Below are 12,770 nucleotides of genomic sequence, written 5' to 3'. Positions count from 1 at the left end.
TGTAGCGCGCCGCCGCGGCGATCAGGGGCAGCAGTGAGCTGGGACGGTGCCGCCGGATGCGCTGGCGGTATTCGTCCTCCGTCACCAGCCGGTCGTACAGGGACGCAGCCATTCCGCCATGATCCTCGTCCTGTAGAGGTTGTTCGACAGATTTCTCCTGAGCCGGGCTGAACGCGGATCGGGTGGAACTGAACAGCGTCTGTGTCCGACTCGTATGGAAGGGCCGGGTACGGCCAGGGTTCGCGGGACGGTGGTGCGCATGCAGGGGCAGAGGCCGACGGCCTCGTGCCGCGTGGCAGTATCCGGTGCCATGACTGGGTCCCTGGCGCTGCGGAGCCTGCGCGCGGCGGTGTTCGCCGTGCTGTGTGTGCTGCTCGCCGCAGGAGGACATGCCCTGGCCACGGGCACGGCGCCGCCGCTGTGGGCACAGGCCGCCGGGGCCGTTCCGATCTTCGTGGCGGGTTGCCTTCTGGGCGGCCGGGAGCGGTCGCTGGTCGGTATCGGCGCTGGGACGCTGGCATCCCAGGGCGGGCTTCACCTGCTTTTCCACGCCGTCTGGCCGCCGCATGCCGTGATGGCCATGCACGGCATGCGGATGACCCACACGCACGCGCTGACACCACATGCCACCGCCGCCCACCTCGGCGCGGCCGTTTTGCTGACCTGGTGGCTGCGGCGTGGTGAGGCCGCCGTGTGGTCGCTGCTGCGACAGGCGGTCGCCTTCGTGCCGGGACTGGCAGCCTGGTGGCAGGGCGGTCCTGCACCGTTGCCCGTGCCCGCCAGCTGCCGCACGTCGGCCCACACTGTCCCTTTGCGAAGGCTTCTGCTGCGCCACGCGGTCAGCCGCCGCGGACCACCCCCATCGATCCCGTACGCAGTCCGACCCCCTGAAAACCCTTCCTGTACGGAGATCGAGTCACCCATGTCCACGACACGCACCACCACCCTGCGTCGCGCCGGCACCGTCACCGCTCTGACCGCCGCAGGGCTCCTTGCCGCAGCCGGCGTCGCCTCCGCGCACGTCACCGTCCACCCCGACAGCTACGCCAAGGGCGCCACGGACGGCGTCCTGACCTTCCGCGTCCCCAACGAGGAGAACACCGCCAGTACCACGAAGGTGCAGGTCTTCCTGCCCACCGACCACCCCGTTCTCGGCGTCCTCGTCTCCCCGCAGGACGGCTGGACCGCCAAGGTCACCAACACCAAGCTCAAGACGCCAGTCAAGACGGACGACGGCACCATCACCGACGCCGTCTCCGAGATCACCTGGACCGGCGGGAAGATCGAAGCCGGTCACTACGAGGACTTCAACGTCGCCTTCGGACAGCTGCCCGAGGACACCGACCAGTTGACCTTCAAGGCACTGCAGACGTACTCCGACGGCAAGACCGTCCGCTGGATCGAGGAGGCCGAGCAGGGCGGGGAGGAGCCGGAGAACCCGGCGCCGGTCCTGAAGCTCACCGCCAAGGCCGCAGAGGAGGGCGCCGGCAGCGCCGCACCGACCAGCAGCAACAGCACGGCGGGTTCCGACGACGGCAAGGCGGCCACGGCCACCGCGTCCAGCAGCGATTCGACGGCCCGCGGACTCGGCATCGCCGGTCTGATCGTGGGGGTGCTGGGGCTGGCGGCGGCGGGGTTCGCCGTTGTCCGCGGCCGTTCCTCGGGACCGCGGCCGGAATAGCACACGCCCTGCCCGTCTTGCCGACGGGAGCGTCGGTAGGACGGGCCCCGGGGAAATGTGAGGCGAGCCACAGCGCAGGTTCGGAACTCGGACCCGGCCCGGTCCGACTCCTGGGACGGGTACGGCTCGATCCGACCGGCGCCGTACGACGTGATCTGGAGACACGGTTGATGGACGAGTCCCGGCAATCCTCCCTCTCCGGCGCGGGCGCGGTGCTGCGTGGAGCGGCGCTTCCGCCTGCCCTGTGCGGGTTCCTCCTGCTGCTGGCCCTGATCTTCACGGTGTCGTACGCCGTCGGTGCCTCAGCGGGACCCGTCGCACCGGGCATGCACGGAACCGCGACGAGTGGGGGCGGTAACGAGGACGGCGGGGGCGCCGGGACGGACATGGGTGACATGGACGGGATGCACGGGGGAGGACGCTGATGGCCGCGGACCCGGCGACCGCCTCGGTCACCACCGACCTGACCGTCGGCGGCATGACTTGTGCTGCCTGTGTGACCCGTGTCGAGAAGAAGCTCGGCAAGCTGGAGGGGGTCACGGCGAGCGTCAATCTGGCTACCGGCCGGGCCAGGGTGAGCCATCCGGCGGGGATCAGCTCCGAGGAACTCGTCGCGACCGTGGAGAAAGCCGGTTACACGGCGGCCCTGCCCGAACCGCCCAGGAAACGGCAGCCCGAGGACGCGGAGTCCGCGGCGGCGACGCAGGAGCGGGAACGGCTGCTGGTCACCGCGTTGCTCGCGCTTCCCGTTCTGGTGCTGTCGATGGCGCCGGCCCTGCAGTTCCGCAACTGGCAGTGGCTGTGTTTCGTGCTGACCGCGCCGGTGGCCGTGTGGGGTGCCTGGCCCTTCCACGAGCGGGCGGTACGCGGGCTGCGGCACTCGGCGGCCACCATGGACACGCTCGTGTCGCTCGGCGTGGCGGCTTCCTTCTCCTGGTCGGCCTACGCGTTGTTCCTCGGCGGCGCCGGAGATCCCGGCATGCGGATGCCGTTCAGCCTCATACCCTCCGCACCGGACGGCGTCGCCCACATCTATCTCGAAGCGGCCGTCGGCGTACCGCTGTTCGTGCTGGCGGGGCGTTTTCTGGAGGCGCGCGCCCGTCGCGGGACGGGGGCGGCGCTCCGCTCGCTGGCCACCCTGGCCACCAAGGAGGTCTCCGTACGAGACGGCGATGGCGAACGACTCATTGATATCGAGGAGTTGGGCGTCGATCAGGTCTTCGTGGTGCGGCCGGGCGAGCGGGTCGCCACCGACGGGCAGGTGGTGGAGGGCAGTTCGGCCGTGGACCTGTCGCTGGTCACCGGGGAGAGCGAGCCGGTCGAGGTCGGGCCGGGCTCGGCGGTGGTCGGCGGGGCCGTCAACGCCGGCGGAATGCTGCTGGTGCGGGCCACCGCGGTCGGCGCCGACACCCAGCTCGCACGTATCGCCCGGCTGGTGACCGAGGCGCAGGCCGGCAAGGCGCGGGCGCAGCGGCTGGCCGACTCGGTGGCCGGTGTCTTCGTACCCGTCGTGCTGGCGCTGGCGGTCACAGCGCTCGGGTTCTGGCTGGGGGCGGGGGCCGATCCGCAGGCGGCGGTCACCGCGTGCGTAGCCGTCCTGGTCGTGGCTTGCCCGTGCGCGCTGGGCCTGGCGACCCCGACCGCGCTGATGGCCGCCACCGGCCGGGGTGCTCAACTGGGCGTCCTGGTCACCGGGCCGCAGGCCCTGGAGGGTCTCCAGCACCTCGACGCCGTGGTCCTGGACAAGACCGGCACCCTCACCTCCGGCCACATGAGCGTCGCCCGGGTCACCGCGGTGCCGGACGGCCTGGGGAAGGAGACGGTGGTGCGGCTGGCCGGGGCGGTCGAGCAGGGCTCGGAACATCCGCTGGGCCGGGCGATCGTCTCGTACGCCCGCCGGACCCTGCCCGAGCGGCCGTTGCCGGACGTGAGTGGCTTCAGCGCCGCAGCAGGCCGCGGAGTCCAGGGGCGTGTCGAGGGACGTCTGGTCGAAGTCGTCGGTGTGGACGACGCGTTGCCGCCGGCGCTGGCGGAAGCACTGCCGGCGGCGGAGGCCGCAGCGCGTACGCCCGTCCTGGTGAAGGTCGATGGGGTGGCCGAGGCGCTGATCGAGGTCGGTGACGTCGTACGACCGGGAAGCTACCGGGCGGTGGAGCGGCTGCGGCGTCTCGGCGTACGGCCGGTGCTCGCCACTGGAGACCGGGAGGCGCCCGCCCGGGCCGTCGCCGATGCTCTCGGCATCGAGGACGTGCACGCCCGCTGCACGCCCGAGGGCAAGGCCGAACTCGTACGCGAGCTGCGGGAGGAGCAGGGCTACCGGGTAGCGGTCGTCGGCGACGGGGTGAACGACGCCGCCGCGCTGGCCGGCGCCGACCTGGGTATCGCCATGGGTACGGGCACGGACGCGGCGATCGGTGCCGCCGACGTGACCCTCGTGCGCGGCGACATCGAGGCCCTCGGGGATGCGGTCCTGCTGGCCAGGCGCACTCTGGCCACGATCCGCGTCAACCTCGTGTGGGCCTTCGGCTACAACGTCGTGACGGTGCCGCTCGCCATGGTGGGCTTGCTCAACCCGATGGTGGCCGCGGCGGCGATGTCGGTGAGCTCGCTGCTGGTGGTGGGCAACAGCCTGCGATTGCGGGCCTGGCAGCCCTCCACCGCGCGGAAGCGGCGGACCTCGCCTGCCCGGAGCGGTGAACGATGATCTCTTTCCTCTCGGTTGCTCGGAGGCGTGTCCTGCCACCTCGCCATGCCGTGGCGACGACGATTCGAGGCGGCCGATGACCGCGCAGCCCTGGCGCCCGACCCGCCGTCGGCTCGCCGACACCCTGCTGGCCGCGCTCGCGCCCGTCGCTGCGTGCGGTGTCGCCCTCGCCGGTCTGACCGCTTGGACCTCCTCCGGCAACGCAGGCACACCTGCGCGGATCGCGGTCACGGACGCACATGTCTTCCTGCCGTACGGGAACACCCGGGATACCGCCGCGTTCTTCCGGATCACCAACTCCGGAGGCGCCGACGACCGGTTGCTGAAGGTGACGATGTCCGGCGCGGACGGCGACACCTCGCTCAGCCGACACCGCATGACCAACGGCCGGGCGGCGTACGCGGAGACGGTGGGCTCGGCCGAGGTCCCCGCCGGCGGCAGCCTTGCCATGTCCCCGTCCGGTCTGGACGTGACGCTGCGGGCGAAGGCGGGGTGGCGCGAGTTCGACTTCGTGCCGTTCACCCTGCACTTCCAGCACAGCGGGCCGGTCAAAGCGCTGGCGATCGTGGTCCGCCCCGGCAGGTTCGGGGCGTGACCGTGCTGGCGCTACGGCCGTCACCTTGCCGCGGCGGAAACGGCGGGTCGTGGCCGGGGCATCAGCGCGGTCCCGGCACAGGCTGATCGCGGCTCCCAGCCTGTCGGCTTGGCGAGCATGCCGACCATGCCCCCTCAACTCGGACTCGCGGTCACGGGCACTCGGACGCCGACCTTCCCGCTGTACTGGGATCACAGGTTGTAGCGCACGGTCTGGCCGGGCTTCAGCGCGGGTGGGTCCAGGATGACGACTCCGAGTCCGCCGGGTGCCATGCGTACCGTGCCGCCGGCGGGAACGTCGACGGCCCAGGCCGGCTCCGTGCGCCCCGTCCCGGTCCGGCGCACGGTGCGGCGGACGATGCTGATGCCCAGGTCCGGGGAGTCCGCGTACCGCAGCGTGTCCGGGGACGAGCCGGTGTTGCGGATCTCGAAGTGCGCGGCGGTCGAGCGCGTGCCCATGGGCGCGATGATCCGGGCGTCGACGACCTCGATCCCGGGTGGCGGGTCGCCGGCCGCGCCGGTCGCGGTGCAGCCGGTCGACAGGGCAAGCGCCGCGCAGCTCGCGCCGAGGGGTACCGCGGCGGCCCGTAAGGCGCCCCTGACCGGGCTGTTCCGCATCACCAGGCGCATCAGGCTTCCCCACTCCATACCTCAGAGGTCGGGGCGCACCCTGGCGTGGTTCCCGCCGCACCTGGACGTCCTTGCCCTGGACGGAGCCGACCGACCACCTACGCCGTCGCTTCGGTCTGCGACCAACTGCGCTGCACGACGGGGGCGTCTTCGGCTATCGGGCCCTGGCGATCGAGCCGGGGGCCGGAGCATCGAGGGTTCGAGGGTGTGACGGTGGTGGCCCAAGCCTCTCCGGGAGTCGGTTCGGAAGGCCGCTGAGTTCCGGGCAATCGAAGTGAGATGCAGCATCCGCTTTGTGCGACTGGCGACATGCGGGCGGGGGTATCTCTCGAGCAGTCCCGGGCGGTCACCCCGGTGAGCGCCCCGAAGCGCGAAAGGTTCTGCACCATGAGCAATGTTGACGGCCTGGAACCAGTGGCGACGTTCTGCGGCAACTGCAACTGCGGATGTCCGCAGTTGTTCGTCGACCCCGCCGCCCCGAACGACCGCCGTGTGATCCTCACGGATGACTTCGGGCAGCGCATACAGATGAGCGCCGACCAGTTCTCGTCCATCGTCGCGGATGCCAAGGCCGGGAAGCTGGACGCCATCACCACGGCCTGATCCCCGCCCTGGCTGCGACCGACACCTCGTTACGGTCCGCGCCGGTTCCGCCGTGCGGCGTTGGGGAAATCTTTCGCTGAAGTCCGCGTCGGCACCGGCGAGGCTCAGCGCGGGCCTGAAGAGGGAAGGCGGTCATATGAGGGGGCGCGGACATGACCGGGGCAGCGGGACGCAGATGGTGTGGCCCTGGGAATCGGAGCCCGAGAAAGCCGCACGCGTCTGGACACGGGCGCGGCCCCGCGGTTCCTGGCCCCTGACCGCGGCCACCCTGGCCGTGCTGGCCGGCGGCTACGCCTGGCTGGGCTCTGCCTTCGGCGGCCCCTCAGGCGCCCTGATCGGCTGCGCCGCCGGACTCGCGCTGAGCGCGCTATTACGTCTGCTCGTGGAGACGGCGACGTCGGGCCCACCACGGGTGCGCCACCGAGGTCCCGGCCTGCCACTCTCGAGGCGCGCGAGGCTTACTGCTCGGTGACTCGCCCTTTCTCCGACTGTTCTCCTTCCGCTGGCCGCCCGTCCTCGTAGGGACCAGCCGAGCATCGCTGAACGGCTCGACTAGTGCCCGGCGGCAGACGGGTGGAGACGTTGCCGCAAGGCTTCGTGAAGTCGTCTGGTTCGGCGGGAACTTATCACCCTCCCTCTCCGACTCCTTTCGGGGAACGAGCAGGAGGTGGGATGGACGGTCTGGATGTGCGGATGCGTGAAGTCGCCTGCCGACATGGCCGCGTCGAGGCCGTGAGCGGTGTGGATCTCGACATCGGGGCGGGCGAGCGGGTCGCGCTGACCGGCACCAACGGGTCGGGCAAGACCACGCTGATCCGCGCGGTGCTGGGCCTGCACCGCCAAACCGGCGGGCAGATCACGGTCGGCGGCCGGGGCACCGGTACGGCGGCCGAGTGGACGTGGCGGCGCCGGGCGTGTGCCTGGATTCCGCAGAAGCCCGCGGTCGGCCGTTTCCCGATGCTGGCACACGAGTTGCTGGCCAGCAGCGGGGCACGAGCCGAAGCCGTCGAGGCGGCCGAGAAGCTGGGCGTCGGAACGCTGACCGGACGGCCGCTCCACACGCTGTCCGGCGGGCAGTTGCAGCGCATGTATCTCGCCCGTGCGGTCGGCTGCGTCGCCGCCGGGGCGGGGGTGCTGCTGGCCGACGAACCCACCGCCGCACTCGACTTCGCCGGGCAGGAGGAGGCCGCCGATGTCCTGCTGTCCCTGCCGGTGACCGTCGTGGTGGTCACGCACGACCGGGCGCTGGCCGACCGCTGCGACCGGGTCCTGGAGATGGCCGCCGGCAGCCTGAGGGAGGTCCGGTGAACATCCTCGCCGCCGCCGACCTCGGACCGCTCCTTCAGCTCATACCCGTCCAACGGGCCGGTGCCGCCCTGCTGCTGGCCGCGATCGGCCTGCCCGTGATCGGCGTCGTCATCGTCGGGCTCGACATCATGCCGGTGCGGTTCGCGATGATGCACGTCGCCCTGCTGGGCATCGCGATCGGGCTGCTGACCGGGCTCGACCCCATGCTGTGCGCGCTCGTCGCCTGCGCGCTGGCGGGAGCCGGGGTCGCGCCGCTCGCCCGCACACCGGACGGGCTGTCGGGCGCGATGGGCCTGCTGATGAGCCTGGCGATCGCCGCCGCGCTGCTGGTCCTGGCCGTCTCCGGAGTCAACGCGCAGGGCGCCTTCGCACTGCTGTGGGGCTCGATCCTGTCCGTGGGCACGGCCGACCTGTGGCTGCTGGGCGTGCTGGCCGTCGTCGTACCGGCACTGTTCTGGTGGCGCCGCCGCGACCTCGCCCTCCTGCTCTACGACCGCGAACTCGCGCTCTCCTCCGGGGTGCGCGTCGACCTGCTCACGCTCCTTCTCCTCGTCCTGGTCGCGGTCTCCGTGGCCGGGGCCATCAAACTGACCGGTGCGCTGCTCGTCGACGCGCTGACCCTGCTGCCCGCGTTGGCCGCGCGGCGGCTGGGCACCTCCCTGAAGTCCATCACCGCCTGGGCGGTCGGCATCGGCGTCGTCGTGAACCTCACCGGGTTCCTCGTCGCGCTGAAGCTCGACTGGCCGCCCGGGCCCGTGCTCGTCCTGACCGCCGGGATCGTCGTCCTGGCCGTCCATCTCATCCCCGAACGGAGAATCAGCTCATGGCGCGCATCCGCGTCCGCATCGCCCGTGTCCCTTCCGTCCTCGCACTGAGCCTGAGCACGGCGCTCGTCCTGACCGTCACCGCATGCGGTTCCGACAAGGCCGACAGCGCGGACACGAGCACGAGTGGGAAGAAGAGCGGCGACGCGCCCGTCGTCGTGGCCACCACCACCTGGGAGGGTGCCTTCGCCAAGGCCGCCGGCGCCGAGGACGTGAAGGTCATCGTGCCGTCGTCCGCACAGCACGCCCCGGACTACGACCCCAAGCCGTCCGACCTCACGGCCATCGCGGGCGCCGACTTCGTGCTCTACGCCCCCTTCGAGCCGTACGCGGAGAAGATCAAGGAGGCCGCCGGGTCGGACGCGAAGCTGGTCGAGGTCAACCTCGACAACGACGCCGACAAGGCGAGCGCCGAAGTCACCCGCCTGGGCAAGCTGTTCGGCACCGAGGACGCCGCCGCGAAGTGGGACACGTCCTTCAAGAGCGAGTACGGCACGCTGCGGAAGGAGTTGAAGGGGGCGTGGCCGGACGGCAAGGCCCCGGCCGTCGTCGCCCAGGTCTTCTCCGTCTGGTCGGCGAAGATGGCGGGCGCGGAGGTCAGCGGCACGTACGGTCCTGAGGCCGTGACCGCCAAGCAGCTGTCCGACCTGGTGAAGAAGAAGCCCGCGTATGTCTTCGACAACGTGCACATGACGACGGGCAAGGTGCTGCCGGACTCGGGGGCGAAGCAGGTGGAGATCGTCAACTACCCGGGCAAGGACCTGGACCTGCTGACCGTCTACAAGAACGCCGCGGACACGATCAGGAAGTCGATGGCCTCGTAGCGAGGGGTCTTCCTGACGTGAGTGCGGGGCCGCCGGAGATTTCCGGCGGCCCCTGTCAGGTGTATGGGTCAGACGGCCTGCGTGAGGGACTCCGGCGCCTGCTCGGAGCACCGCTCACGTATCAGCGCCCGATCCGGCTTGCCTGCCGGAGTCAGCGGCAACTCCGTGACGATCAGCAGGTGTTCGGGATGCTTGCGGCGCTCCAGGCCACGCGCGTCCAGATGTGCGGACAGGTCTTCCAGCATGGGTGCCTCGCCCCGTGGGACGACGCAGGCCGCGAGCCGCTCGCCCATCAGCGGATCCGGCACCCCGACGCACACCACGTCGCGTACCAGCGGGTGGGTGGCGAGCTCGATCTCCACCTCGGCCGGGCTGATGTTGGCCCCGCCCCGGATGACGACGTCCTTCAGGCGGCCGACGATCCGCAGGTTGCCGTCCTCCTCGATGAGGCCGAGGTCGCCGGTGCGCACCCAGCCGTCGGCGGTGCGGTAGCGGGCGTCGAGGTCGGGGGCGGCGACGTAGCACAGTGGAGTCATGGGGCCGCGGGCGACGATCTCGCCGACGGAACCTTTCGGCGCCTCCGTGAACTCGGGTGCGTCGGGGACGGCGATGCGTATGTCGGCGACGCGTGGGTCGGGGTGTCCGGCGAGGATGCCGGGCCCTTCTCCGCGCAGGGGTTCGTCGCCCAGTCCGGTGTGGCAGTTGACGCCGTCGGCCGAGCCGTAGAGGTTCACGACGGGGCAGCCGAAGACCCGGCGGGCTTCCTCGGCGGTGGCCTCGTCGAGTGGTGAGCCGCCGACGATGACGGCCGTCGGGGGAGTGAACGCCGGGTGGTGTCCCTCCGCGATCCGGTCGAGCATCATCCGGATCATGGTCGGCACGCCCAGGACGTGGGTGGGCTCGTGTTCGGAGAGCGCGTCCAGGGCCGCCTCGGGGGTGAAGTGGTCGAGCAGGACGAGCGTTCCGCCGTGCCGGGCGAGGGTGACGGCGGTGCCGTTGCTGCCGAAGGCGGAGGCCAGCGGTACGAGGAAGAGGCAGCGTGGCGGCTGGTCGTCGGGGATGAGGGAGGCGAGGAAGTTGCCGCGGCCGCCGGCCAGGGCGTTGTGCGAGTACGCCACCATCTTCGGCTCGGCCTCGGATCCGGAGGAGACGAGGATGCGGGCGGCGGAGTCGGGGTCGGGGCGGACCGCGGTGAAGGACTTCGGGTCGGTGCGCAGCAGCGCGGAGAAGGCGACGGCTCCGTCCGGGGCCGTACCGGGCCCGGCGGCGATCACGGTGCGCAGCGCGGGCAGCTCACCGGTCAGCGCGAGCAGGTCGGCGGCGTGGTGGTTGCCTCGGTGCTCGGTAGCGGCGATGACGGCGACCGCCTCCGCTCTGCACAGCAGCGAGGCCGCCTCCCGCCCGCCCCGGCCGACCGGGAAGGGCAGGGCGACGGCGCCGAGGGCGGCCAGGGCGAGGTCGGCGATGACGGCGTTCCGCCCGTTGGGCAGTTGTATGCCGACCACGTCACCGGCGTGTATGCCGAGTCCGGACAGCCCGGCGGCCAGACATCGCACCTTGCGGTCGAGGGCGGTGTAACAGAGTTTCCCCTTGGCGTCGAGGACCGCGGTGCGGTGCAGGTCGGCGATCTGGCGGGCGCGGAAGAGGCTGTACAGGTCGAGGTCGGGACAGGTGCCGTCGACCGCCCAGCCGCGACGCAGCTCGGAGGGCAGCAGGTCGTGCAGGTCCACGGTCATGCGAAGCTCCAGGGGGTCGGGACGGCGGGGGCGCCGTGTGCGTCGCGGCTGATCGGGCCGGAGGAGAGCAGATCGGCGAGGTCGGTGACGACCGGGACGGCGGACAGGCCGCCGTCGCGCAGACGCTTCAGTGCCTGCTCGGTGGACAGTGCGCTCACGTCGTACGGGTTGGCGGCGTGGTCCGGCAGGGCGATCCAGCCGTCGGCGGTGCGTAGGGGGCGGCGGAACCCGGCCGGCCGGCGCGGGTCGAGTCCCTGCGCGGCCCGGGCCCTGGCGGGCGCGGTCAGTACGTCCGCGGCACCGAGCAGGGACGAGTGCACGCGCACTCCGCGGCCGGTGCGTTCGCGCTGCAGCAGGCCCGCCAGGACGGCCTCGGCGCCGAGCAGTCCGCCCAGCACGTCGAGCAGGGTCATCAGGGACGGCGCGGGCGCCTCACCGGCCGGCCGTACCGCCTCGCCCACGCCGGTGCGGGCCTGGACCATGAAGTCGGTGCCCATGGGGGCGTCGGGCAGCCGGTCGGCCCAGCCGCTGGTGTACGCGTAGACGAGCGCGGGGTTGGCGACGGCGAGGTGCTCGTGGTCGAGGCCGAGCTGGGCGGCCTTTCCCGGCGCCCAGTTGTGCAGGAACACATCGGCGTCGGCGGCCATCTCACGCAGCCGCTCCCGGTCGGACGGGGACTTGATGTCCACCTCGACGGCCTTCTTGCCCCGGTTCAACGCGAGCCACCGCGCCGAGATGCCCGAACAGGCGGGCGGCATACCGCGCAACGGGTCGCCGCCCGGCGGCTCGATCCGGATCACCTCCGCCCCCAGCAGACCAAGGACATGGGCGGCGAGAGGAGCCTGAATACGGCGACCGGCCTCCAGGACGGTGAACCCGGCCAGCGGCCCGCCGTCGGAGGCTCCGCGCGGGACGTACGTGGCGTCGTGCGGGGTCAACTCCCAGGGCGCCGCCCCGTCGTACTCGGCCGCCCGGTCGGCCAGCGACCCCAGCGGGCACACATCGGCGCCCGATGCGTCGGCCGCGTGCCGGATCCGCTCCCAGGTGCTCGCCCGCACCGCCTCGTGCAACACGTGGGGGAAGGGCGCACAGGCCGTGGCGTACCGGAACTGGAAGGGCCGCCACCCTCTGCGTATCGCCTCTTCGGGAGCGTCGAGGGCGCGCCAGAACGCCGCCCACACGCCCGGGTCGAGCGTCTCCAACTCGAAGGCAGTTCCGTCGGTGGACGTGAACGGAGGCCCGCCCGGAGCGAGTTCGGCAGCCTCGCCCTCCTCGGCGCCGGCGGCGGCCAGGTACTGGGAGACCGTGAGCAGACCGGCCCGCTCGGCGCTCACCTCGACCTGGGTGATGTGCCCGGCCCCGCGCGCCCGTGCCAGGAGCCCGGCCAGCAGGCCCTGCACGGCGAGCACGCCGGCGGCGGTGGCGGCGTAGTCGACGGCGAGGCCGCGGGGGGTGCCGTCGCGTCGGCCGTGGACCGCCATGATGCCGGTGGCCGCCTGCACGGTGGCCTCATCGGTCGCGGTCTCGCCCCAGACGGTGCCGGCGGAGACTTCGCCGACCTCGCGACCGGAGACGGTGAACCGGCCTCCACCGCTGCCGTCAGAGCTGCCGTCAGGCTGGGCCCCCAGCAGCCTCAGATGCTCCGCGACCAGCGCGTCCGCCGCGCCCGGTGGACCTGAACCCTCGAAGCGGAGCCCGTCGAGCGGTCCGGCCGTCCGTGCGATCGCCGATGTGGCTGGAGTAGCCATGCCTCCCCTTTCCTGACGCGCGGGAACCCGGAGGCGATCGCCCCCGACCAGTTCCACGAAAGAGGCAGTCGGACGGCCGGGGGCCGGGGTTCCCGCGACTCCAGAGAAAAGTGAGGAA

11 protein-coding genes are annotated in these 12,770 nt (G+C 71.9%); 8 read left to right on the top strand and 3 right to left on the bottom strand.

All coding sequences use genetic code 11. The annotated features are described in order from the left end of the window. Nucleotides 1-922: 922 nt before the first annotated feature. The 4 genes from IG99_RS39865 to IG99_RS39850 all read left to right on the top strand — a co-directional run bounded on the left by IG99_RS39865 (nt 923) and on the right by IG99_RS39850 (nt 4,980). On the top strand, nt 923-1,681 hold the full coding sequence (locus tag IG99_RS39865) for a YcnI family protein (RefSeq protein WP_037683216.1): 759 nt from the start codon (nt 923-925) through the stop codon (nt 1,679-1,681). A 170-nt stretch (nt 1,682-1,851) separates the two neighbouring features. Then, a complete protein-coding gene (locus IG99_RS39860) occupies nt 1,852-2,106 on the top strand; it encodes a hypothetical protein (RefSeq protein WP_037683214.1) in 255 nt (84 codons plus the stop codon). Further along, nucleotides 2,106-4,385, top strand: coding sequence for a heavy metal translocating P-type ATPase (locus tag IG99_RS39855; protein ID WP_037683211.1), 2,280 nt, complete (start codon nt 2,106-2,108; stop codon nt 4,383-4,385). Before IG99_RS39860 ends, IG99_RS39855 begins: the two co-directional genes overlap by 1 nt. Nucleotides 4,386-4,461: 76 nt before the next feature. Further along, the gene (locus IG99_RS39850; protein WP_037683209.1) at nt 4,462-4,980 is read left to right on the top strand and encodes a copper chaperone PCu(A)C; all 519 of its coding nucleotides are present in this window, start codon (nt 4,462-4,464) and stop codon (nt 4,978-4,980) included. A gap of 191 nt (nt 4,981-5,171) precedes the next feature. Here IG99_RS39850 and IG99_RS39845 read toward each other — a convergent pair whose 3' ends face one another. Next, nucleotides 5,172-5,627, bottom strand: coding sequence for a copper chaperone PCu(A)C (locus IG99_RS39845; protein WP_051866518.1), 456 nt, complete (start codon nt 5,625-5,627; stop codon nt 5,172-5,174). Between the two features lie 369 nt (nt 5,628-5,996). Between IG99_RS39845 and IG99_RS39840 the strand changes: the two genes are divergently transcribed. From IG99_RS39840 to IG99_RS39825, 4 genes are all read left to right on the top strand, one after another. Continuing rightward, nucleotides 5,997-6,212 (top strand): hypothetical protein, encoded by a 216-nt coding sequence (locus tag IG99_RS39840; protein WP_037683207.1) that lies wholly within the window; start codon nt 5,997-5,999, stop codon nt 6,210-6,212. A 672-nt stretch (nt 6,213-6,884) separates the two neighbouring features. Continuing rightward, nucleotides 6,885-7,520 carry an ATP-binding cassette domain-containing protein gene (locus IG99_RS39835; protein ID WP_037683205.1) on the top strand — a complete coding sequence of 212 codons (636 nt, stop codon included), beginning with the start codon at nt 6,885-6,887 and terminating at the stop codon, nt 7,518-7,520. After that, nucleotides 7,517-8,395, top strand: coding sequence for a metal ABC transporter permease (locus IG99_RS39830; RefSeq protein WP_037683201.1), 879 nt, complete (start codon nt 7,517-7,519; stop codon nt 8,393-8,395). Before IG99_RS39835 ends, IG99_RS39830 begins: the two co-directional genes overlap by 4 nt. After that, nucleotides 8,344-9,168: a metal ABC transporter solute-binding protein, Zn/Mn family gene (locus IG99_RS39825; RefSeq protein ID WP_037683200.1), complete on the top strand. Its 825-nt coding sequence runs from the start codon at nt 8,344-8,346 to the stop codon at nt 9,166-9,168. The genes IG99_RS39830 and IG99_RS39825 overlap by 52 nt, the downstream gene beginning before the upstream one ends. Before the next feature lie 68 nt (nt 9,169-9,236). Here the strand turns inward: IG99_RS39825 and IG99_RS39820 are convergent, their stop codons facing one another. Further along, nucleotides 9,237-10,904 (bottom strand): class I adenylate-forming enzyme family protein, encoded by a 1,668-nt coding sequence (locus tag IG99_RS39820; RefSeq protein WP_037683198.1) that lies wholly within the window; start codon nt 10,902-10,904, stop codon nt 9,237-9,239. Beyond that, nucleotides 10,901-12,652 (bottom strand): CoA transferase, encoded by a 1,752-nt coding sequence (locus IG99_RS39815; protein WP_037683196.1) that lies wholly within the window; start codon nt 12,650-12,652, stop codon nt 10,901-10,903. The genes IG99_RS39820 and IG99_RS39815 overlap by 4 nt, the downstream gene beginning before the upstream one ends. Nucleotides 12,653-12,770: the final 118 nt, after the last annotated feature.

It is taken from the genome of Streptomyces griseus subsp. griseus (assembly GCF_000720255.1).
Lineage (GTDB): Bacteria > Actinomycetota > Actinomycetes > Streptomycetales > Streptomycetaceae > Streptomyces > Streptomyces griseus_I.
Note: the sequence above shows the minus strand (reverse complement) of the source record. Positions and strands in the feature narration are given on the sequence as shown.